Annotated in this window: 21 protein-coding genes and 1 pseudogene; 14 read left to right on the top strand and 8 right to left on the bottom strand. The window is 56.1% G+C overall.

Annotation, left to right across the window (positions count from 1 at the left end; genetic code table 11):
* Nucleotides 1–505: 505 nt before the first annotated feature.
* A complete protein-coding gene (locus tag AAC01S_RS03590) occupies nucleotides 506–1828 on the bottom strand; it encodes an MFS transporter (RefSeq protein WP_067618932.1) in 1323 nt (440 codons plus the stop codon).
* Nucleotides 1829–2023: 195 nt separating this feature from the next.
* On the opposite strand from AAC01S_RS03590, the gene AAC01S_RS03595 reads away from it, so the two are divergent.
* The 5 genes from AAC01S_RS03595 to AAC01S_RS03615 all read left to right on the top strand — a co-directional run bounded on the left by AAC01S_RS03595 (nucleotide 2024) and on the right by AAC01S_RS03615 (nucleotide 6240).
* Nucleotides 2024–2584 (top strand): DUF1697 domain-containing protein, encoded by a 561-nt coding sequence (locus tag AAC01S_RS03595; RefSeq protein ID WP_067618935.1) that lies wholly within the window; start codon nucleotides 2024–2026, stop codon nucleotides 2582–2584.
* A 36-nt stretch (nucleotides 2585–2620) separates the two neighbouring features.
* On the top strand, nucleotides 2621–3508 hold the full coding sequence (locus tag AAC01S_RS03600; RefSeq protein ID WP_083511484.1) for a phosphodiester glycosidase family protein: 888 nt from the start codon (nucleotides 2621–2623) through the stop codon (nucleotides 3506–3508).
* A gap of 3 nt (nucleotides 3509–3511) precedes the next feature.
* Complete coding sequence (locus AAC01S_RS03605) at nucleotides 3512–4498, top strand: hypothetical protein (protein WP_067618938.1); 987 nt, start codon at nucleotides 3512–3514, stop codon at nucleotides 4496–4498.
* 166 nt (nucleotides 4499–4664) lie between these two features.
* Nucleotides 4665–5204 (top strand): signal peptidase I, encoded by a 540-nt coding sequence (gene lepB, locus AAC01S_RS03610; protein WP_245630058.1) that lies wholly within the window; start codon nucleotides 4665–4667, stop codon nucleotides 5202–5204.
* A gap of 55 nt (nucleotides 5205–5259) precedes the next feature.
* Complete coding sequence (locus AAC01S_RS03615) at nucleotides 5260–6240, top strand: aldo/keto reductase (RefSeq protein ID WP_067618942.1); 981 nt, start codon at nucleotides 5260–5262, stop codon at nucleotides 6238–6240.
* Here AAC01S_RS03615 and AAC01S_RS03620 read toward each other — a convergent pair whose 3' ends face one another.
* Together AAC01S_RS03620 and AAC01S_RS03625 are read right to left on the bottom strand one after the other, a co-directional pair.
* Complete coding sequence (locus AAC01S_RS03620; RefSeq protein WP_067618944.1) at nucleotides 6241–6726, bottom strand: pentapeptide repeat-containing protein; 486 nt, start codon at nucleotides 6724–6726, stop codon at nucleotides 6241–6243.
* 2 nt (nucleotides 6727–6728) lie between these two features.
* Nucleotides 6729–7952 (bottom strand): acyltransferase, encoded by a 1224-nt coding sequence (locus AAC01S_RS03625; protein ID WP_067618947.1) that lies wholly within the window; start codon nucleotides 7950–7952, stop codon nucleotides 6729–6731.
* A gap of 235 nt (nucleotides 7953–8187) precedes the next feature.
* On the opposite strand from AAC01S_RS03625, the gene AAC01S_RS03630 reads away from it, so the two are divergent.
* The 4 genes and pseudogenes from AAC01S_RS03630 (at nucleotide 8188) to AAC01S_RS20390 (ending at nucleotide 12014) form a co-directional block, all read left to right on the top strand.
* Complete coding sequence (locus AAC01S_RS03630) at nucleotides 8188–9795, top strand: peptide chain release factor 3 (RefSeq protein ID WP_245630059.1); 1608 nt, start codon at nucleotides 8188–8190, stop codon at nucleotides 9793–9795.
* Between the two features lie 52 nt (nucleotides 9796–9847).
* Nucleotides 9848–10234: an aspartate 1-decarboxylase gene (panD, locus tag AAC01S_RS03635; RefSeq protein WP_067619163.1), complete on the top strand. Its 387-nt coding sequence runs from the start codon at nucleotides 9848–9850 to the stop codon at nucleotides 10232–10234.
* 120 nt (nucleotides 10235–10354) lie between these two features.
* Nucleotides 10355–11294 (top strand): annotated as a pseudogene (locus AAC01S_RS20385) (M14 family metallopeptidase); the annotation flags it as partial.
* Nucleotides 11295–11681: 387 nt separating this feature from the next.
* Nucleotides 11682–12014 (top strand): DUF8731 domain-containing protein, encoded by a 333-nt coding sequence (locus tag AAC01S_RS20390; protein ID WP_502685979.1) that lies wholly within the window; start codon nucleotides 11682–11684, stop codon nucleotides 12012–12014.
* A gap of 42 nt (nucleotides 12015–12056) precedes the next feature.
* On the opposite strand, the gene AAC01S_RS03645 is transcribed toward AAC01S_RS20390, so the two are convergent.
* Together AAC01S_RS03645 and AAC01S_RS03650 are read right to left on the bottom strand one after the other, a co-directional pair.
* Complete coding sequence (locus AAC01S_RS03645; protein WP_157071034.1) at nucleotides 12057–12533, bottom strand: hypothetical protein; 477 nt, start codon at nucleotides 12531–12533, stop codon at nucleotides 12057–12059.
* Between the two features lie 67 nt (nucleotides 12534–12600).
* Entirely contained in the window at nucleotides 12601–13443 is an 843-nt protein-coding gene (locus tag AAC01S_RS03650) for an AAA family ATPase (protein ID WP_067618952.1), read from the bottom strand.
* Nucleotides 13444–13631: 188 nt separating this feature from the next.
* Between AAC01S_RS03650 and AAC01S_RS03655 the strand changes: the two genes are divergently transcribed.
* The 3 genes from AAC01S_RS03655 (at nucleotide 13632) to AAC01S_RS03665 (ending at nucleotide 16206) form a co-directional block, all read left to right on the top strand.
* Nucleotides 13632–14477, top strand: coding sequence for an NAD-dependent epimerase/dehydratase family protein (locus AAC01S_RS03655; protein WP_067618954.1), 846 nt, complete (start codon nucleotides 13632–13634; stop codon nucleotides 14475–14477).
* Nucleotides 14478–14655: 178 nt separating this feature from the next.
* Nucleotides 14656–15168, top strand: coding sequence for a DUF3291 domain-containing protein (locus tag AAC01S_RS03660; RefSeq protein WP_067618956.1), 513 nt, complete (start codon nucleotides 14656–14658; stop codon nucleotides 15166–15168).
* Nucleotides 15169–15183: 15 nt separating this feature from the next.
* Nucleotides 15184–16206, top strand: coding sequence for a zinc-dependent alcohol dehydrogenase family protein (locus tag AAC01S_RS03665; RefSeq protein ID WP_245630060.1), 1023 nt, complete (start codon nucleotides 15184–15186; stop codon nucleotides 16204–16206).
* Nucleotides 16207–16224: 18 nt separating this feature from the next.
* Here the strand turns inward: AAC01S_RS03665 and AAC01S_RS03670 are convergent, their stop codons facing one another.
* From AAC01S_RS03670 to AAC01S_RS03680, 3 genes are read right to left on the bottom strand one after another with little or no spacing between them, the layout of a single operon-like run.
* The gene (locus tag AAC01S_RS03670) at nucleotides 16225–16983 is read right to left on the bottom strand and encodes an SGNH/GDSL hydrolase family protein (RefSeq protein ID WP_067618957.1); all 759 of its coding nucleotides are present in this window, start codon (nucleotides 16981–16983) and stop codon (nucleotides 16225–16227) included.
* Between the two features lie 32 nt (nucleotides 16984–17015).
* On the bottom strand, nucleotides 17016–18413 hold the full coding sequence (locus AAC01S_RS03675) for a GGDEF domain-containing protein (protein WP_067618960.1): 1398 nt from the start codon (nucleotides 18411–18413) through the stop codon (nucleotides 17016–17018).
* Nucleotides 18413–19660 (bottom strand): extracellular solute-binding protein, encoded by a 1248-nt coding sequence (locus AAC01S_RS03680; protein WP_067618962.1) that lies wholly within the window; start codon nucleotides 19658–19660, stop codon nucleotides 18413–18415. Before AAC01S_RS03680 ends, AAC01S_RS03675 begins: the two co-directional genes overlap by 1 nt.
* Nucleotides 19661–19875: 215 nt before the next feature.
* On the opposite strand from AAC01S_RS03680, the gene AAC01S_RS03685 reads away from it, so the two are divergent.
* Together AAC01S_RS03685 and AAC01S_RS03690 are read left to right on the top strand one after the other, a co-directional pair.
* Nucleotides 19876–20988: a Gfo/Idh/MocA family protein gene (locus AAC01S_RS03685; RefSeq protein ID WP_067618966.1), complete on the top strand. Its 1113-nt coding sequence runs from the start codon at nucleotides 19876–19878 to the stop codon at nucleotides 20986–20988.
* 482 nt (nucleotides 20989–21470) lie between these two features.
* On the top strand, nucleotides 21471–22349 hold the full coding sequence (locus AAC01S_RS03690) for a carbohydrate ABC transporter permease (protein WP_067618968.1): 879 nt from the start codon (nucleotides 21471–21473) through the stop codon (nucleotides 22347–22349).
* Nucleotides 22350–22380 lie beyond the last annotated feature (31 nt).

Here is a 22380-nt window from a genome sequence, read left to right on the forward strand (position 1 = left end):
GGGGCGAGGGGCGAGGGGCGAGGGGCGAGGGGCGAGGGGCGAGGGGCGAGGGGCGGCGACGCGAATAAGCGTCCGAGAGCCGCTTAATCCTGTCGAATCATCTGATTTGTCGCGAATAAGGTGCCCTGGACCGCTTAAGTGGCGGGGATCGGGCTTGATCCGGGGGCCGAGAGACGAATAAGCGTCCGAGGGCGGCTTATCTGTATTGAATCAGCCGAGTTGCGAGGAATAAGGTGCTGTGGACCGCTTAAGTGGCGTCGGCTCGGGCTTCGATCTCGCCTACCCGGCCCGCCTGCCCGGCCCGCCTGCCCGGCCCGCCTGCCCGGCCACACTGCAGCCGCACCCATCACGTCTCCGTTCGCTTCCGCCTGCGCCATCTCGCACCGACGGTCCGAATCCTGTTCCCATGCGTGCTGCTCTACGCTCCTTCTCCCCGTGGGCTGGCCGATCGCGGCCCCGCACAGGTGAACCGCAGCGGGAGTTGTTTAGCGCGATGGCGCCGAGATCACGCGAGATCTTCGATATTCCGCAATGTGCGGACTGGAGAGAGAATGAGCAACAGCGTCGTGCAGATCATGGCCAATGCGGACAGCAGCATCGTATCGCGAATTCCGATGATCTGCCCCAACAACCCGGAGACGAGTGCGCCGATGGCCGTACAGCCGACTTCGGCTGCGCGCACGGTGGCGTTGACTCTGCCGAGCAGCGAGTCGGCGACGATGGTTTGCCGGAGTGTATTGTCGAGTATGCCGTAGATCATCCCGCTCGAATCGCCGAATAACTGCGCGGCGAGGAGGAACAGGACGGATCGCCAGACGGGACCGCCGGCCCACACCCAGCCAGTCGCAGCGAGTCCCTGGACGAGTAGCGTGAGGATCATCGTCGATCCTGCGCCAAAGCGGTGGATGACGCGTTTCGCCAAGGCGGCTCCAATCAAGGAGCCGACGCCGCCCATGGTGACGGTGATTCCGAACAGAAACGCCGTCAGGTGAAGCGTCCGGATGGCGTACAAGGTGTCCAGCACGAAGATGGAACTGCTGGCGAATCCATACGTCGCGGCGACCGTGGCAGGCGCAAGCAGCAAGCCGTTCGTGCGAATGGCATGCCAACCATCGGCTATCTCGCGCCGCCAATCGCGAAAACCAACAATTTCCTGATCGGTTCGGCCCATTCCATTCGCTTCATCCATTTCGCCGTCGTCGTCACCATCTACTGTGGCGATCTCGTCCGCTTCATTCGCTCGCCGCTGCCTCGGTTCGCGTTTGCCAACCGCCAGGATGAAGCACGCCGACGCGAGGTAGGACAACGCGTCAAACGCGATGGCGATTGGGGCCGTCAATATTTGCACCAGCACGCCTGTCAGCCCCGGCCCAATCACCTCAGCTGTGGAAGCTGTAACGCCAAGCTTCTGATTCGCTTCGCTCAATTGTGCGCGGCCAAGCAGCCAGGGTAAATACGCTTGGTAGGCGCTGTCAAACACCAGCGACCCGATGCCGCACAGTCCGGCGATGGCGTAAAACATCCACAGTTGCAGGTGATGTGTGACGAACGCGACAGGAATGATCATAAGGAGCATGGCGCGGGCTAAGTCGGAGCCAGCCATCAGCGGTCGACGTCGCAGGCGATCGACCCACATGCCAATCCAGATGCCGAGCAACGACGCAGGGAGTTGCGTCGCCAAACTGAGTCCGCTCATCGTAAGCGGCGTCACACCCATCATCATCACCGCTCCGAGCGGCAATCCCTCGCGGGTGATGCGCGAGCCAATCTCAGACACGGTTTGGCCTGCCCATAATTTCAGAAAGTCTCGATGCTGCCATAGGCTCAACCGCTCTCAACCTCGCTATCTGGCGATTGCTGAATCCTTTCGTTTTTCGCCCAGTCGTGTTTGTCTATTATCTCCGATCTCGCCGAAAACACGCTATACTAGATTTACTCATACGCTCTGTCAGGCCTCTGTCAGACCGGGCGTAACTCCCTATCGAATCAGAATACTCTGTGCGAGAAGACTGGAGGCCCTTTTGTGACCCCATATTTGGCTCTGTTGCGGGGTGTCAACGTCAACCATCGAATGGTCAAGATGGCGACATTGAAGTCCATGTTGGAAGCGATGGGTTTGAACAGTGTTCGTACGTACATTCAAAGCGGCAACGTCTGGTTTACGAGCGACGAGGATCCATTGTGGATACGGGATCGGATGGCGCGCGACATGGAAAGCACATTTGGTTTCTCCGTCCCCGTCGCGTTGTTGACTTTGCCGGAACTGCGAAAGGTCCATGAATGTCCGCCATTTCCGGTCGACGCGTTGCGAGACGGGGAGCAGGTTCACGTGTCGTTTCTGATTGACTCACCCAGCGAAGAGGCTGTCAAAGGCCTGGAAGCCGTCGAACCAGGGCTCGACGAATGCCGGATCGCAAATGGGCACGCATATGTTCTCTATCGGCAGCCAGTCCATAAGTCTTCTTTGTCCAATCAGTGGATCGAGCGAAGATTGGGTGTTCCGGCGACGTTGCGGAACTGGAAGACCGTGTCCAAGCTGCTTGAACTCGGCAATGATTTGCTGGAACACGGTTCCGTGAGATAACGCGCGTCAACGATTCAACCAAAGGATGGAACAACTGTGAACCGACTCGTATTGAAATATTTTCTTGTCACAGCGATCTACGGATTAGCCGTTGCTGCCGTGTGTTTCGGCGTGCTGTCTCCACATCGCGCCGAGGTGACCAAGGTCCACTACCGGCATGTGCCTTCGCCTGCCCCTGTCGGTCCGCAGCCGGATCGGCCGGTCTTTGGAACAATCTCGTATCCCGTGACTGACAGGACGACCTCCATCCACCTCTATGAACGCCACTTTTCAACGTACAACGCCTACATTCTCACCGTCTCCAATCCGAAAAAAATCAGCGTGGTCATGACCAAGTATCGACCGCAGCAGGGGCAGACCGTGGAGGATTTTGTGCAGGAATATCACGCGATCGCGGGCATCAACGGAGGGGAGTTCTACGATCCCGATTGGCAGGGCACGGGCGGCGAGGTCCAAGGGATCGTGATTTCGGACGGCAAGGTACTGATTTCGTCGAAGCAGGCTGAGAACATTATCGGTTTTACCGAGTCGGGAAGGCTCATCAGCGGCCGCTATACGCTGGCGGAACTGAAGGCGATGCATGTCACACAGGCTCTGATGTTCGGCCCAACGTTGGTGAAAGACGGTGTCGGACAAATCAGTGGCGCGGGATCGTGGGGATACGCGCCGCGGACGGCGATTGGACAGCGGGCCGACGGTACGGTGATCTTCGTCGTCACCGACGGAAGGGAACTGACGGGACCCAACGACATTGGCGCGAGTCTCGGCGACATCCAAAGCCTGATGCTTCAATTTGGCGCCGTGACGGCGGCGAATCTCGACGGCGGATCGTCTGCGACGCTGTATGCGGACGGCAAACTCGTCAACCAACCGACTGATATCCTGGGGCAGCGCAACGTCGGAACAGCCCTGATTGTGAGGTAGCCCATGACACGCAAGCTCGCGGCATACTTGACGTTTTTACTGTTGTTGACCGTTGCCATCTATGTGGCCATGGACCTCTATGTCAAGCATGAACCTCCACTTGTCCGGTGGAAGACGGTGACGGTTCACGATCCACCGCCCCTGCCGCAATTGCAAACGACCGGGATGGTCAAGCAGCCGATGGTTCGCCAGGCGGAGAATGTGTTCCCTTCGCCGGACGGAACGTTTCTTGGCTGCGTGGACGGCGGGACGCTGACGGTCGTCGATGCCAAGACGGGGGCAGTGGTTCGGCGCACCACGGCCAGTCATCCCATCATCGATGTCGTTTGGATTCGGGATCGCCTGTTGTTCTATGTGACTTCGGCGAACCAGTTGGTTACGTTTGACGTCTTGGCGAATCGTGTCCGGCCCATTTACACGAGCGATCCGCCGGCGGGACAAACGTTTCGCGCCCTCGCGTTCAGCGATTACACCAACGACGTCTTTTTCATCTACGGCAGTGCGAAGGGCAATACAGTCTATCAGTTTGACACGAACGAGCATGTATGGGCGACCAGTATAGGAGCGATCGGTGTTCAAAACGCCTACTATGGGACGACCAGCAAAATCTTGTATCTCGACGATGCAAAGCACAATCTCTATCAGTTGAATGGCGGGTACCTGCAGCGCATTTCGCAAAGGGCCGCCATCCTGCGCGGGGCTGGCAACTCGCTGTTTTATGCCGACTTGAACAAGCTTGGACAGGCGATCGCAGTCGAAGAACGAAACGATTCGGGCCAGACGCGATTGGTGTGCCGACTGGAGAAGCCGGCGCCCGTGGCCGATGTCGTGATCGATCACGCTGGCAAAGTATTTGTCGCCGCGGGCGACGTCGTCGAAAATGAAATGGAGCGCCGCGAGTGGCGGGTGCCGTCAGGGTATCAGCTTCGCGTCGCCGGGCACGATATTCTTCTGATTCGAGGCGCAACATTTCGTGTCGTCGTCGACTGACAAGTACGGCTGAAGATTGATGCGTGCTTTCTGCCAAGTCGATGGTATGCTAGACATATGTTGAACTTCGTACAGTGTGTGCGAGTGGCGAGGCCATCAGCACATGGGTTACAAACGGAGAAGGATGTGTAAAAGTTTGGAGCGACGTGGAACAAGGAAGAAGTGGTTGACTGATTTTCTCATCCCAATCGTGGTTGGCGTGGCATTGGCGCTCGCCCTTCGACAATGGGTCGTAAGCCCCGCCCAAGTGCCTTCGGCATCGATGTATCCAACCATCCCCGCGACCAGCAGTCGGGATTTCGCTTATGTCGTGGTCAACAAATTGGCGACTGAACTTCGCCCAATCCATCGTGGTGAAGTCGTCGTCTTTCGTTGGCCCGACGATCCATCGCAACTATTTGTCAAGCGCGTGATTGGCTTGCCTGGTGACACCGTGACCGTGACGGAAAACGCCGTCTATATCAATGGCAAGAAACTGAATGAAAGCAATCCCAACATCGCGAAGGACAACGGTACCGCGCTTGGCACCTGGAAGGTACCGGCTGGGCACTACTTCATGCTCGGCGACAATCGTCCAATCTCGGACGACAGCCGCCTTTGGAAGCATAAATTTGTCAGTCGCTCTGCGATTCTCGGCGAGGCCGACGTGGTTCTGTATCCATTTTCACATATCGGCGGCATTTCCCAGAGCTTGACCAAAGGTTGAGCTTCTGGTTGATGTTCTAATCTGGGTTGGATACCTACTCTGGGAGGGTTCACACGTGGAATATGTGAAGCTTGGCAACACTGGTTTGGACGTTTCGCGCATCTGCCTTGGCTGTATGAGCTATGGCGTGCCAGAACGCGGCAATCATCGCTGGGTACTCAACGAGGAGGAGAGCAGGCCGTTCATCAAGCGCGCCCTGGAGATCGGTATCAATTTCTTCGACACGGCCAACGTGTATTCCGATGGTACGAGCGAAGAGATTGTTGGGCGTGCGCTGAAGGATTTTGCGAATCGCGATGAAATCGTGATCGCGACAAAAGTACACGGCCGCATGCACGCTGGCCCAAATGGCGCAGGGCTGTCGAGAAAAGCCATCATGAGCGAAATCGACGCGAGCCTGAAGCGGCTGGGGACAGATTATGTCGATCTCTACCAAATCCACCGTTGGGACTATTCGACGCCAATCGAAGAGACGATGGAAGCCTTGCACGACGTGGTCAAGGCTGGCAAAGCTCGTTACATCGGGGCGTCTTCGATGTACGCCTGGCAGTTCCTGAAGGCTTTGCATACGGCTGAAAAACACGGATGGACGCGGTTTGTCTCGATGCAAAATTATCTCAACCTGCTGTATCGCGAAGAAGAGCGTGAGATGATTCCGCTCTGCGAAGAGGAGAAAATCGGTCTCATCCCTTGGAGTCCGCTTGCGCGCGGCAGGCTGACGCGCGATTGGGACGAGAAGACGGCGAGATCGGAGACAGACGAATTCGGCAAGACACTGTATGCCACAACCGCTGAAGCGGACAAGCGCGTGGTCGATCGCGTCGCCGACGTCGCCGCGAAGCGCGGGGTTCCGCGGGCCCAGATCGCGCTCGCGTGGGTGCTGCAGAAGCCTGTGGTGAGCGCACCGATTATCGGCGCCACGAAGATGCACCACTTGGATGATGCCGTTGCGGCGGTGTCATTGAAATTGACCGACGACGAAATCGCGTATCTGGAAGAACCGTACGTGCCGCATCCCGTGCTTGGCTTCCGTTGATTAGACGGCCGTACTTCGCTGGGGGAGTGCTGAGTGAATGACATGGCTCTCCTGGCCGGAGTACGGCCGGCCTCTTTGGCGGCGTGATCGCGAAGTTGGGATTGCGGGATCGGACACAGGCTGCCGTGTTTGCTGTTCGGCACGGATTGGGCGGGCGTTGTGAGGGCAGGCAACTACATCGCGCAGCTTGCTTTGATCCAAAATGACTTTGGTCAGGTCTGCCCGGGTGAAATCGGTGCCTTCCAAATTGCCTCCGTAGAGATCGGCGTACGCCAACCTCGCGTCGCGGAAGTTGGCCCGCTTCAGTGTGTGTCCGCGCAAATTCACGTATGACCAGTCGCCTCCGACGATGGTCAGTCCCGTCAGATTCGCTTCTTGAAAACTCGATCCTGTCATTTTGCACCCGTCGAATTTCGCCCCAAACAGGTTCGCCATGCGGAATTGGCAATTGGTGAACGCGGACCGGCGGTGGGCTGAGGCGTTCATTGTCAACCTGACGACGCGACGCTTGCCGCGATACTGTCCGTCGCAGATTGGACAGGGGAACTCGGCAACGGGCGTGGAATGGGGGACGTTCGGCCGACGAGGTAGCGAGCGTGTGGGACTTTGGACAGCCAATATGTTCCAAGTGTGCTGGTGGTGTAGACGACTGCGATACAGATGGGCCACAGCAGGTAATGAAACCACGTAGCGCCGTGTTCAAGCCAAAGGGTGTGAATCCCATGTTCCGCCAATACCAATGGGAGAGGCTGGAGGAGGAACATCCCGAACGAGGTGGTAGAGCCGAGTTCAACGAATTGGCTGAATCTCCGCCACGCTTGGTTTTCTCGAACGTCGGTCCACTTGCTTCCGGCCAACCACAGATTGATTGTCAGCAGCAGACTGAACGGCACCATGAGCGGCTGCGTCACGAGCGACGCGATCCCTTCCGTTTCATGGAGCACCATTCTGTCGAACAGATAGTGGCCCCAGAGCAGAATGAGCGAGGCGATGAACAAGGCAAAGAGCAGTCGCGCATGGCGCTTGGTCCAGTTCAAACACGACTCGTAATGCAGTGCCACGATCAATCCGGCCACAAACCAAAACTGGTACGTGAGTATGAATTCGTTGTGATATTGGACGATATTGGAGAGAACCGGAGGAAGTCTCAAAGGGTCCGTGTGAGGGACAACGAACTTGCACAGTGCCGTGATGGCGATCTGCAGCGCAAAACTCCCGATGAACAGGTGGCGATGGTATCGCTGGGACTTGCGCAGCCACGCAAAGAAAAACGGAAATACGAGATAAAATTGCATCGTCACGAAGAGATAGTACAAGAAGAACTGATTTCCTGTGAAAATGGAGTGCCTGACGTCCCGCATGAAGACGGATGGCAGCCAGTAATGCGGAGTCGGTTGAAACAGGCCGTTGAATAGGAGATAAACGCCAGTCCACACGAGATATGGAATTCCGATGCGAGCCAATCGCTTCTTCCAGAACGGCATCGCCCGCAGCGGCTTATCGGCGTACGTAAAGGCGAGGACCAGACCTGTGATGAACATGAATGATTCGCGTGTGAAATGGAGTGATGTCACAAGTGAGCCAATCGCCAAGAATGAAGCTGACATTGGCTTGGTCATTGACAGATAGGAATTGCTGGTGTGGACCGACAGCACGCCTAGCATGATGAACGTTCGCATGAAGTCAATTTCGTATAGGTGTTTGCGCAGCAACGTTCAGGATCTCCTCCCGGAAACTGCTTCAACGACCGTCTGCATCCGCTTTCGGTCAACAGCCGTCGACTCGCTCGGCGCAGCCGAGCAAGATCATCTTATCATGAACTGTGCCAACTCATGCGTATAAAAACGGCGAAGTCGGCTGTGCGGTTCCGTTTTCCGCTTTCTTCAACCTCTGTTTCGTGGTATTTTGAAACGCAGTGAATCCATTTGAGATACAGGAGTGCTATGCGTGTCCGCTCATTCCATAGAAGAATCATCTGCGGGTGGCTCCAGCTATCCGCGGCGAACGTTCGCCATCATCTCGCATCCAGATGCCGGAAAGACGACGCTCACGGAAAAATTGTTGTTGTTTGGCGGAGCCATTCGGGAGGCGGGGGCGGTCAAGGGCAATAAGGCCCGCAGGCACGCCACGTCGGACTGGATGGAGATTGAAAAGCAACGCGGGATTTCCGTGACATCGACCGTGTTGCAGTTTCAATATCGGGATCGTCGAATCAACATTCTCGATACGCCGGGCCACGAAGATTTTAGTGAAGACACATACCGGACGCTGACCGCGGCGGACAGCGCGGTGATGTTGATTGACGCCGCGAAAGGCGTCGAGCCCCAGACCATCAAATTGTTCGAAGTCTGTCGTATGCGCGGCATTCCAATTTTTACATTTATCAACAAGTTGGATCGCGAGGGAAAGGATCCGCTCGCACTGCTCGAAGAGCTTGAGGAGGTCCTCGGCATCCGATCCTGCCCAATGAATTGGCCCATCGGCATGGGGCAGGATTTTCGCGGCATCTACAATCGAACCGACGCCCGATTCGAGCGTTTTACGCATCGTAACGAGGAAGTCACGAACATCGACGCGACCGATCTCGACAGTCCTGAACTGGTTCAGGTGCTGGGCGCCGAACTGCACGCGCGGTTGAAAGACGAGGTCATGCTGCTCGACATTGCGGGCGATCCGTTCGATGCCAATCTGGTGGCAAAAGGACTTCTGACGCCGGTGTTTTTCGGCAGCGCCATCGCCAACTTCGGCGTCGAGACGTTTCTCAACGAGTTTGTCGATCTCGCCCCTGGACCGACTCCCCGCCGGACCGAGGACGGCGCCGTCGTCGAGCCCGGCGATGCTGGATTTTCCGGATTTGTGTTCAAGATTCAGGCGAACATGAATCCTGCCCATCGCGATCGCGTCGCATTTATTCGCGTATGTTCGGGCACATTCAGTCGTGGCATGAACGTCACGCACGTGCGCACAGGCAAGAAGATTAGTCTTTCGCAACCCCAGCAGTTTTTCGGGCAGGGCCGGGAAATCGTCGACGAGGCGTACCCAGGGGACATTCTGGGTATTTTCGATCCTGGTCTGTTCCGCATCGGAGACACCTTGTGCGAACGAGGATCGTTTCAATTCGAGAAGCTGCCGCAGTTCTCGCCGGAACATTTTGCGCGCGTGTCGGTCAAGAATACGTTGAAGTACAAACAATTCCACAAAGGAATTGACCAGTTGACCGAAGAAGGCGCCATCCAGGTGTTTCGACAGGCGAACCGGACGGAAGACTTGATCCTCGGCGCGGTTGGCCAACTTCAGTTTGAAGTGTTTCAATATCGTATGAAGGCCGAGTACGGCGCGGAGGTGGAGATGTTCACCTTGCCCTACTCGTTTGCGCGCTGGCTGGAGACGAACGTGGACGTCGAACAATTGAACTTTGATCGCTATTCCAATATCGTCGTCCGCGATCAGGACGATCGCCTCGTGATTCTGTTCCAGACGGAGTTCGCGATCCGCTGGATGCTCGAGCGCAATCCCGATGTAAAGCTCCATTCGACATCGTACGGGCTGGCCTGATGCCGGCCCATTCCACGACATGACCAACCAGACTTGGTGAGGTGAGATGAATTTGTTGCGAACATTGATGAAATCCAAGATCCATCGCGCGACGGTGACACGTACCAATTTGAATTACGTAGGCAGCATCACCATCGCCGAAGATTTGATGGAAGCCGCTGATTTGCTGGAAAACGAGTTGGTGCAAGTCGTCAACATCAACAGCGGCGCTCGCTTTGAGACGTACGTCATTCCAGGGAAGGCTGGCAGCGGCGCGATCGAATTGAATGGCGCGGCCGCCCGCTTGGCAGAGCCGGGGGACCTGGTGATTATTATCTCGTATGGGATGTATGACGCGGATGAGGTGAAGGGCCACCAGCCGACGGTCGTCCTCGTGGACGAACGCAACGTCATTGCCGAGTACGTTGCCGATGAAGCAGAGCGCAACGGACAGAAGTGAACGGACACAAGTGAGCGTGTACAAGTGAAAAGCGAATACCCGCGATGCAGAGCCGCGGCGGCAAGTCCAATGACGCAGGGAGGCTGGGACGTGCAGTCAAAATACTGGACCTATCAGGAAATGTGGGACGAGCTTCGAAGATTGGCGGACGCATATCCGCAATTTCTGAGTGTCGAAGTGATTGGCCAGAGTCGCCAGGGGAAGGATATCGCGGCCGTGACCGTGACAAACCGCTCCACGGGCGAGCCGGCGGACAAGTCCGCTCGTCGACGCGAACATCCACGCTGGTGAAGTGTCGGGAAACGCCGTCGCGATGTATTGGATTCAGTGGTGCCTTACGCAATACGGCCACAATCCCGAGGCGACCGAGTTGCTGGACGCGCATACGGTCTACGTCGTGCCGCGGATTGCGGTGGACGGCGCCGAACTGTATTTGACGACGCCGGCGCGTTTCCGTTCGAGTCCGCACCTGTATCCGTACTCGCGGTTGCCCGAAGGGTTTATCCAGGAAGATGTCGACGGCAACGGACACATCCTGATGATGCGCGTGCCGGCGGCAGACGGTGGATTTGCGATCGACGATGTCGACCCGCGCGTCATGCGCCCACGGCGTCCAGGCGAATTTGGCGGCACGTATTATCACGTGTTTCCGGAAGGCAGGATCGACAGGCTGTCCAAGTCGGGATCGCTTCCAGCATTCGCGACCGCGAAAGATGCTCGCAGAAGCGCCATGGACTTCAATCGCAATTTTCCGATCCGGTGGGCGGGTGAGAGCGGCCAGCCGGGTGCTGGACCCTATCCGCTGTCGGAGCCGGAATTGCGGGCGTTGGCCGATTTTATCCATCGACACCCGAACATCTCGGCGTACGCCGCGCTGCACACGTCGGGCGGCGTCATCCTGCGCCAGCCGTCGACGGGCGACGACGCCACCCTGTCGCAAACGGATCGCCATCTATTCACCACCGTCGCTGAGATGGGCTCGCAGGTGAGCGGGTACTTTGCCGGATCGAACTACGAGAAGTTCGCGACCGGACACGAGAAAGTGTTGATGCCTGGCGCCGCCGACGACTGGATGTACGATCACCTTGGCGTGCTCGGCTTCACGGTGGAAATTTGGGACCTCGACGGCCGGGCCGGCGCGCATGGCTATGGCCAGTACGGCATGCGCCACCTGATGACCCTGTCGCCAGAGACACTGGCGGAAGATGAACGCAAAGTGTTCGCTTGGGTCGAGCGAGAGGTCGGTGGGCAAGGCATCTTCCCTTGGACACCGTTCGATCATCCGGATTTCGGCCCCGTCGAGATTGGCGGATTGGATCCGAAGTACGTCATTCAGAATCCGCCTCTTCGCTTTTTGGAAGAGGAGTGTCGGAACGTGAGCGCGTTCCTGACCAAACTTGGCCTCTCCACGGCGAGGTTGTCGATTTCTTCGATCTCGATTGAAGAAATGTCCACCAATGTCTTTCGGGTCGTTGCAGAGGTGGCCAACGCGGGATTTTTGCCAACGTCATCGACCGCAAAGGGCAAGGAGTTGCTGTTGGAAGGCATTCACGCCAGAATCGATGGTGAACTGGAGGTCGTCGGCGGCACTTCTCCGGTCAGCATCGGTCACTTGGACGGCTATGGTTCTCAGAGCACATGGGCACCAGCCAACGGCCAGCGCGCCTACGCGGAGTGGATCGTTCGCGCCAATCGCGGCACAAACGCGACCATCGCGTTCGAAGACCATCGCGCGGGGCGGATCGCGCAAACCGTCGTCCTCGGCGGAGAGCTGGGGTAACGGGAACAGGCGGGCGTTTGGGTTGGTTCGGGCTGCCTCACGTCAGTGTGGAGGCAGTCCAGATTGGCCGTTTTCTTTGCAGTAGCGATACCATTCGAGCACGGCGCCTTCAATGGCGGAACGAATCAGGCCCTTGTCGAACGACCCGTCGAAGACGTCCTTCTCGTCGGCCCAGTCAGCCCACAGCCCGTTCTGGCTTGGGGACTGTTTCCATTTTCCGTCGGATACGGTGACCTTGACGCCCCTCGACGACGGCTTCACACGCACGCTCAGACGCGGCGAGTAAAACCGTGAATTGGTGAATCCAACCACGAGTTCCGGGTCGGGCGAAGTATTGACCTTGGTGTACAATTCCGGATCGGATTCGCCCACGCGGTCAGCCATCTCGTGAAGCAACGTCACTGCGAGTTCACGATCCGCTCCGTCGTTCGGCCTGGCGGCAGCATTCGGCGACGAGTGCGTCTCGCGGCGAATCCGCTCCATCTCCTGTCGAAAATGCGCCCCATTTACTTCGTTCATCGGAATCCCTCCATCCACCATCCAGACGCTTCCTTTGAAGGATCCCACATCGTTCCTAGATCATGCATCAGTTTGGATGTTTATTCGCTCCGTCAGCCAATGACAACCGACGCAGGAAAGCGTCGGGGCGAGCGAGGAAATCGCGCAGCAGGGAAACATGCTCTAGTTCCGACCAGTCGGTCCGGATGATGTCGCCACCCGTGAGATGAAGGATCGTCGCCCCAGGATACGCCATGACGATGGGAGAGTGGGTGGCAATCAAAAATTGCGATCCTTGTTCGACGGCTTCGTGGACCAGGTGAAGAAGCGTGAGTTGACGCAGCGGCGACAAAGGTGCCTCGGGTTCGTCCAGGATGAAAAGGCCCTGTCCGCCGATGCGGGAGGAGAATAGCTGCAGAAAACTCTCGCCGTGCGACATGGCGTCCAAATCATCGCCGTACAGTGTCCTCATTTCCGACAACGCGCGGGCGTACGGAAGTTTCGCCTGTTGCTTCGCCAGGGTCGATCGTTGTTCGTAGTCGGCGTCGATCCGATGCAACTGCTCAAGCGCATCTTCCTTGATGCTGCGCAAGTGTCGGCAGAAGTTAAAAAAGTCTTCCGCCCTTAGGAAAAATCCGCGGCGGGTTTTGCGGTTCCACGTCAACCGCAGCGTTGCTCCCAGTGCTCGTTGTTGGACGAGTGTGGGATCTTCGCTTGCGTCCGCCGCTCCAATGGCAGGCAGCCCAATGGCGGTGGCCATCGCCTCCAGCAAGGTCGATTTACCCGTGCCGTTTTCGCCAACCAAGATGGTTACAGGGGACGAAAAATGAATCCGGCAGCCTCTGTGCAGAACCGGGATGTCAAACGGGAAGCCCTTGCTGGGAACCGTCTGTTCGCCTGGTTCGTACTGAACGGTGCGTAAGAACAACACTCAAGTCAACTCCCATGGTCGATCACGTTCCTCTTATGTTAGCGCTTCCGCGGGCTCATCGCATATCAGAAACGAAAAACTATGTATCTGTCGCCATTGTTGGTAGAATAAGCATCAAGCACTTACCGCGATTGGGCCTTTCCGCCCAATTTGTCCGATCACGATTTTTCTTCGAAAGGATGTCGTCGATGAAAGTTGTCGTTACGGGAGGGAGCGGCCTTCTAGGGCCGTGGGTCGTCCGCGAATTCGTCGAAGCAGGCTATGAAGTCCTGAACGTCGATGTCAAACAGCCAGCCGAAGAACTTTGTCCAACGCTGATCGTCGATTTGACCAATCTTGGAGAAGCGGTTCAAGCGTTGGAGGGTGCTGAAGCCGTGGTGCACGTGGCGGCCATTCCACGCGTTGGCATTCGTCCAAACGCCGCTACGTTCGAGACGAATACCGTGTCCACGTACAATATCCTGGAGGCGGCCGCGACGCTCGGTATTCGCAAAGCGGTGATCACATCGAGCGAATCGTCTTACGGACTCGTATTTGCGACGCATCCGTTTGATCCTCTTTACGTCCCCGTCGACGAAGACCATCCACAACTGCCGCAGGACGCCTACGGGCTGTCGAAAGTCGTCAACGAGTTGACGGCGGAGACGTTCCATCGGAAGACGGGCATGCAAATCGTATCGTTCCGGATGGGCAACGTCATTACGCCCGAAAAATATCGGAATTTTCCCGGCTTCATCCATCAGCCGGAGTTGCGCAAGAACATTCTATGGTCGTATATCGACGCGCGCGACGCCGCCACAGCGTATCGCTTGGCCATTGAGAAGGACGGCCTTGGCGCGGTCAAGTTGAACATCGCTGCCGATTGGACCAGCATGGATATGACCAACGGCGAGCTGTTAAAAGCTTGCTATCCGAATGTAACGGACATTCGCGTGCCGCTCGATGGATACGACACGCTCTTGTCCAACAAGAAGGCGAAACAATTGTTGGGTTGGCAGCCAGTTTACCACTGGCGCGATCACGTGTCGTTGTAAGAGACTGGTGCAATGTTGGGACGACTTTCGCGTTGAATGCCGACGGGCCAGCAGATGCTGGTCCGGTCGGCCGTTTCATCTGGTGATCGACGAATAAAGGTATGTGCGTCATCGTATAGTTGGAACTCCAGAGGTCGTCGAAGACGACGCGACTCGGTTGATTGAGGGAGGCACACACATGACTGTACAACTTGGCGTCTACACCATGGGCTTTATGGAAGTGTCAATTGCTTCGCTGTCGGCGGCCCATCGGCGGATTCACGATGACATTTTTCAAGAGTTGGCCGAGGAACCGGGATTTTTGCGCGCCATCGACACGTTCCCCCAACAGCCTGCGTTTCACGGCGTTTCTTATGAAAGCGGTTACCCGATCCAGACCCTGACCGTGTGGCGCGATTTGGATTCCGTTTCCCACTTCGTATACAAAGCGCGCGCGCATCGGCGCGCTATGCGCGAATTGCCGGATCTCTATATCAAGATGCCGAATGGTCGGGCGGTTTACGACGTGTTATGGTGGTTCGACGAGGATATGTCGGACGGCGCGGACAGCCTGCTTGTGGAAGAGGCGTATCGAAGAATGGACTATCTTTTGCACGAAGGTCCCAGTGCCTACGCCTTCAATTTAAAACATCCATATGACGAGAATGGACAGTTGACAGATTTCCGTGCGTTGCGCGATCAACATTGGTAACAGGAGGGAACATCTATGGGAAGCAACATGATGAAAGCGTTCGTGATCGAAGGACCCAGACAAGGCAGCGTGCGCGAGGTGCCCTACCCGGAACCAGGGCCTGGCGAGGTCGTGATCCAAGTCAAACGCTGCGGCATTTGCGGCACGGATCTCCACATTTTCGAAGGCGAGTTTCTCTCGCCGTACCCCATCATCCCGGGCCATGAGCTTTCGGGTGTGATCCATCGCGTGGGCGATGGCGTGGACACTTTCCAGGTAGGCGACAGGGTGACGGCCGATCCGACCCTGCCGTGCAATCGCTGTGATCGATGCCTGACCGGGAAAATGAACCAATGCCGCAACTGGCAGGCGCTCGGCAACACGGTGGATGGCGCGATGGCGGAGTATGTCAAGGTCCCCGCGGCCAACGTCGTCAAGCTGCCGGACCACATGTCGTTTGAGACAGCCGCTTTCACCGAACCCATCGCCTGCGTCGTCCATGCGATGAACCGCCTTCCGCTCAAGTCAGGGCAGTCGGTATTACTGTTCGGAGCCGGTTCGATGGGACAGCAGCTCGTGCAGGCCATCGCGCACCGTGGCGCAGGGGAGTTGGTCGTGGTCGACCTATCGCAGGACAAGCTGGATCTCGCCCTACGGTTCGGCGCGACCCGCGGCGTTTTGGCGACTGAAGCAGACTCTGTCCTGCCTGCCGATTATCCGGATGGCTTCGACATTGTTGTCGACGTGACCGGGATTCCCCGCGTCATCCAAGGTGCGTTGCGCTATCTGGGCGTCACCGGCACGTTCCTCCAGTTTGGCGTCACGCCGACGGGCGCCAGCGTGACCGTCCCAACGTTCGATCTCTATCGCAACGACTGGACGATTCTTGGCTCGATGGCCATTAACGATTCCTTCATTCCCGCGTTCCATTGGCTGAAGGCCGGGCGCATCGAAACGGGCCATCTGGTATCGCAGACGATTTCGTTGGACGAATTGCCAAACTGGATGGCGTCCGACAAGTCTCCAGATGTCCTCAAAGTGCAGGTGACGTTCGAGTAGCTGCCCAATCCCGCCGCCTTATGACGGGATGGGTGTCTTGTTGAGCCACGAGTCTTTCCGCAAATCGGCTTCCAACAGCGTGGCGGCAAGCTCGTGGCCAGCCTCGTTGGGATGCCAGCCGTCGGCGGCATACGTTTCCCAGGTCAAGTCGTGATCGGCCAGATAGGCTTTCATTTGCGAGAACAAATCCACAATGTGAACATTCGGATTGTGCAACGCCTCGACCGCTTTCTCCTCGGAGCGCAGCGCGATAGGCTGCTCGGTCTTGAACTCGACATACGATGCGCCGACGACCGGCGGGGTCACAATGGCCACTTGGGCGCCAGCATGCAGGGCGTCCTTCGTCTCGTCGACAATCTGCGCATCCAATTGCGAGATCGGGTGCTTGTCGTACAAATCGTTCAGCAAGCCAAAGGAAATCACCACGAGGTTTGGCTTGTCTTTGGTGAGCAGGGTGTTCATTCGCAGCAGGTAGTACGATGGGCCTTTTCCCTCGGACGCCTCGTTTGTAAATTGGTAAGTCGTCTTCGCATTGGAGAGCGCCCGAAATGTGCGAGTCAGGTAGCCCCCGTCCTGCTTGTTGTCGTCCCAGCCCAGCGCGATCGATCCGCCAATCGCCATGACCCGAACCTTGGACAGCGTTTGAGGTACGCTTTGCGACAAGGACATGGCTGGGGATATGGTGTCGCCGTGCGAATGGGTATATGAAAGAGGGTAACTCAGCGCGATTCCCGCGGCGATCACGGCGGAGAGTATTCCCCATACAGTTCTCTTCATGATGTCATCTCCCACAGCCTATCCTATCGCATTTAGCGAGATATCGCACTCACCCTCCCTTTGCCGCCGTGTTTGGAGGCGTACATCGCCTTATCCGCGACCTGAATCAATTCGCTGACTGTTGTGCCGTCGCGCGGCGCGCTCGACACGCCGACCGAGACGGTCAAGTGTCTGTGGCGATAAGGGATTTCCATGCCTGGGTGGGCGCGAAAAGCGTCCAGAATGTCTTCGCCGACGGACAGGCCGACGCTGACGTCCGAGTTCGGAATGAGAATGACGAATTCGTCGCCGCCAATCCGTCCCGCTATGGCGCCGTCTGGTATGGATTGGCGAATGATGGATGCCGTTTGGACAAGGATCGCGTCTCCGGCAGGGTGGCCAAACGAGTCGTTGATTTCCTTAAACGAGTCGATGTCCAACATCAGCAGTGTGCATGGCTGTTCCGATGCTGAGGTGGACTTCAGCAAATTCGTCGCCGATTCGTAGAACGAGTCCACGCGAAACAGGCCAGTGAGATCGTCTTTCGTAGCCCGCTCGTTGAGCGACTCCATCAGCTTGCTTTTGCCAAGGGCGAGCCCGACCTGTGTCGCCAGTTCGATCACGGCCTGCAGCGCGCCTTGAGGAACGGCGTCGAGCGAATAGATGTTGTCGAGCAGCAGCGCGGCAATTCGCTTGCCACCCATGACAATCGGCACCCAAACGGCTTCAATCCCTGGGATCTGCTGTGGTTCATTCGCGAAGGTGGGCAGGGAAGGGGAGTGGGTCAATTCAATCGGTTCCGATCCGACTGCGGCGTAGATGGTTCGAGAGATGGTGACTTCGTCGGAGTCGAACAGGAACAACGTCGCTCGGTCGAACCCAAGCAATCCGACTCCGGCTCGCGCCAAGTTCATGAGAATTTCTTCGGTGTTGTCGCTGACGGAGATGACGCGCGACAAATCTGTCAGGGACTGCAGGAAGACGAGCCGTTCCTTCAGTGGGCGAAAGGTGGCGTAGTGGCGAATGCCAAGGGCAATGGTCTGTTGAAACGCCACTAGGCTCTCGCTTGGGAGCAGAATCAAATCCCGCCTCGAAATGATGACGATGAAGCCGATCAGTGACTCGCCAGAGATGGGGATCCAAATTTCAAACCGATCTCCCCTCCGCACCCGAACGACCTCGTCACGAAGCGGGAGTACAGACTGCACCTGATACTCCGAGAGATAGTTCGACTCGAGATACAACTGGCCCTCCTGAATGTCGACGACCGAGCGATACATCGTGTCTTCGTCTCGGATAAAGACGTTGATTTGAACGATATGTTCAGAGAACGGGATCCCTTTCCACATCAATAGAAACGCTCTTCTCAACGTGTCATCGGAGACATCGCCGCCATAGAGCATGGAAGAAATTTGGTAGCCAAGGTTCGCCATGTGTTGCGCATAGTCCATCAATTCACCTCCCAGTTAAACCGCAGAAGCTGGTTGAGTTCCTCGTCCGCATGAATGCACATCGATTGGGCGTGATCGTCAAAATCGTGATCGATTAAGTGCCACATCATATCGCTCATGGTCACAGACATGTTGCGCTCAATGGAGCCCCACATGGGATGCATCGGATAGATTCGCGCATGGTTCAGATTGTGCAACAGAACTTGGATGTCTGGATGATTGGCGTATTGTTCCCAAAACCGGCACTCCACAGCTGGCAAGGAGCAAATCCAGCGTGCCCAGCGGTCCGCGAGTTCTGCAGATTGAAGGGCCTGAACGATTTCCCACGCCAAATCCGGATGTTTTGTCACCGATGAAACGCCAAGCAGCGATCCGCCGCCATACGAAACGGAGCCTGCCGGGCCAGAAGGAGGTGGAATCACGCACGTGGGGAATTGGGGATCCACATTCCACGCCGGTTCCACCACCTTGCGTATCGTTTCGAACAGTCCGCTCACATGGAACACGGTACTGCCCTGCTGAAAATACGCCATATTGGATTCGTAGCTGCTGCTGCGAGCGTCCTCCACGGTCGTTTCACTGATTTCCATCAAATTGCGGATATATTCCATTCCGCGTTTGAATGCCGTGGAGTTCATCACCGACACGGGCCTTTCGTCCAACGAAGGGAAATCAAATCCACCCGACCAGAGCCATGGAGAGATGCGATGAAGCGTTGGTCGTTCGGGTCGGCAAGGGAACGTGATGGCTCGCGGCGCGCGATCCATGTACGCCCAGGATGCGGCCCGTTTTTGCATGATCATGCTGCACACCGATTCGAATTCCTCCCACGTGAACGATACCTGGTGCGGAATGTCGAGTGTGTCGAGAATATCCGTACGAGCCAGGATGCAGGAAGTATCAGCGGTCCATGGCACGGCATACGGGCGGTTTTGAAATTGGCGCGACAGGTCAAGGTAATCGGCGATGGCATGTTCCATGACCAACCCCTCTGGCACTGGGGAGAGCATATGTAAACGAACCAGCGTGCTGAACCACGTGGTTCCAAACTCGAAAACGTCAGGAGGGGTCCCGTTCTTGTACGACCGGATCAGTTCTGTCCAAGCGTTGGCGAACGTGAGCAGTCTCCACTCGATCTGCAGCGACGGTCTGCTGGCTAGAAAGCGGTCAAGTTGGTGTTGCAGGAAGTCGACTGTCTGTGAACCTCTATACGAGTTCACAATCCAAACTTCTATCGTGTTCGGCAATTGGAAACCTCCGAAAGAAAGACAGTCTATACGTATTTGGAATATTCATTCGACAATCATACCCGATCCCCTGCGGATATCCTGGGGTGTACCGGGAATTAAGAGGCCCTTCAGGAACAAAGATTACGTAACTTGTCATTTTTTGAACTTCTTTCTCATCAGTGCAGCGCTTTCACGAGAAAGTTGTATAATGGCATCCGAAGGATGGTGACAACATGGCACGCCCAAAGGTAGGCATCATAGGTTGTGGCAATATTAGCGAGATTTACTTTAAGAACTGTCAGGCGTTCGGCATGGACGTCGTCGCGTGTGCAGATATCGACTTGGAGAGAGCGAAGAGCCGCGCCGCTCAGTTCAATGTTCCCGTTGGCTGCAGCGTCGACGAACTATTGGCGAATCCCGATGTCGAGGTCGTCATCAATCTGACGATCCCGAGCGCGCACGCCGAAGTTTCCCGCCGAGCACTTGCGGCTGGCAAGCACGTACACTCCGAAAAACCGCTCGCCTTGACCGTTGAAGAAGGCCGAGAACTCATTTCGTTTGCTCAACAACAGAACCGCCGCGTCGGCTCTGCGCCAGACACGTTCCTCGGGAGTCACCTGCAGACATCGCGCAAGGTGATAGACGATGGGTGGATCGGCAAGCCAATCGGCGCTACGGCGTTCATGATGAGCCATGGCCCGGAACGCTGGCATCCCAATCCGGACTTTTTCTATCAACCGGGCGGCGGCCCGATGTTTGACATGGGTCCGTACTACCTGACGGCGTTGGTGCACCTGCTGGGACCCGTTCAGCGGCTCACAGGCATGACGCAAGTGAGCTTTCCAGAACGGGTTGTCACCTCGGAACCGCGATTTGGCCAGTCGATTCAAGTGAACACGCCCACGCACGTCACAGGCATTCTGCAATTCGCATCCGGGGCCATCGGCAACATTCTCACGTCGTTCGACGTATGGCACTCGGAACTGCCCCGGATCGAAATTTACGGCACAGAGGGAACGTTGAGTGTGCCTGACCCGAACAATTTTGGCGGCACGGTGCGCGTCCGTCGCCATGACGCCAAAGAGTGGACCGAAGTTGCGCCACTGTTCGGCTTCCAGGAAAATAGCCGTGGACTCGCGGTAGCCGATCTGATGGACGCTGTCCGGACGAACCGATTGCATCGCGCAAATGGCGATCTCATGCTTCACGTGGTCGAATTGATGGAAGGGATCCACGTTTCGGCGAACGCTGGCCGTCATTATGAGATGACGACGACCTGCGAACGTCCGTCACCATGGCCCCTCGGTTTCGACGAAACGCAACTGCGGCTTTCATTTTTCCGCTAGGACTAATAAACACGCGGTTGCTCCATGATGCGATACGAAACTCGGATGTCGGCTGACCTGCCGCATCCGAGTTTTTGATTGAGGAAGAAGGCGGGAGTCCGGCGAATAGAAGGTCCTTGACGGTACTGAATGTGAATTGATCGGTTCCATAACAACGCGAAGCTGTAATCCCCCGACTTTGGTCTCAGAATGGTCAAATCACTAGGGAACGGTTTCAATAACATCTAAAATCAAGCGGATTTGCGTGATGAAAGGGCACGCTCATGATTTCGATCTCGATAAAATCCATGGACGTACCTGAAAAATGTAATTGACAAGAGGTTGATTCGAGTGCAAAATAGGCTCTATTAATCCCTATCTCAAAGTTTCCAAGCATTGATATCGAAAGCGATTACATGTTTATTCGTCTTAATTGTCAATGTCGTACATTTAACCTCTTTTGGGAACGTTCCCAAAAGAGCCGAGTGGAAGGGAGAATCGCCATGGCCTCTCCGATGGAGAAAAAATCAAGATATGGCCTAGTCTTTGTCGCACCGTACTTTATCGTGTTCGCTATCTTTGGTCTATATCCAATCCTGTACTCCTTGTACATCAGCTTCACGAATTCGAATGGTTTCACATCGAATTTTATTGGGCTCCAAAACTATACCCGTCTCCTGCATGACAAGTTCTTTTATCAATCTCTTTGGAGCACTGTGGTTATTTGGATTATTTCCATCGTTCCGCAATTGATTATCGCCCTGGTCTTGGCCCTGATACTCAACGAAAAATTCATCAAAGGGCGCCATTTCTTTCGGGCGGTTTTTTATTTGCCAAACATCGTGACGCCGGTCACGATTGGCGTCTTGGCTGATTTGATGTTTGACTGGCAAACCGGGTTTGTAAACAAGCTGCTGATGGCGCTGCACATTATCAAGCAGCCGGTGTATTGGTTTGGTCATCCGTTCTTGGCACAGTTGATCGTCGGCGGCGTCATCTGTTGGCAATATTTCGGGTACAACATGCTGATATTTATCGCCGGGTTGCAATCCATCGACAGCGAATTGTACGAAGCAGCTGAGATTGACGGGGCAGGCAAGTTTCAGACCGCGATACGCATCTCTCTTCCTTTGCTGAAGCCAGTCATGATGTTTACCATCATCACCTCCATTATCGGCGGAATTCAGATCTTCGATATTCCGATGATGGTTGGGAACGCCGTAGGAAACGCTACGCAGACCTTGATTGTGTACCTGTACAAGGCGGGGTTTGTCAATTTCGACTACGGTTACGCGGCGGCGATCGCGTACGCCACGTTCGTGATCATCATTATTCTGACACTGATTTCTCTCAAAGTGTCCAATCGGAAATCCGCTTCGTAGTCCCTGCCGTTGACTTTGATTGACTGAGGAG

It is taken from the genome of Alicyclobacillus acidiphilus NBRC 100859, from assembly GCF_001544355.1.
Classification (GTDB): Bacteria; Bacillota; Bacilli; order Alicyclobacillales; family Alicyclobacillaceae; genus Alicyclobacillus; species Alicyclobacillus acidiphilus.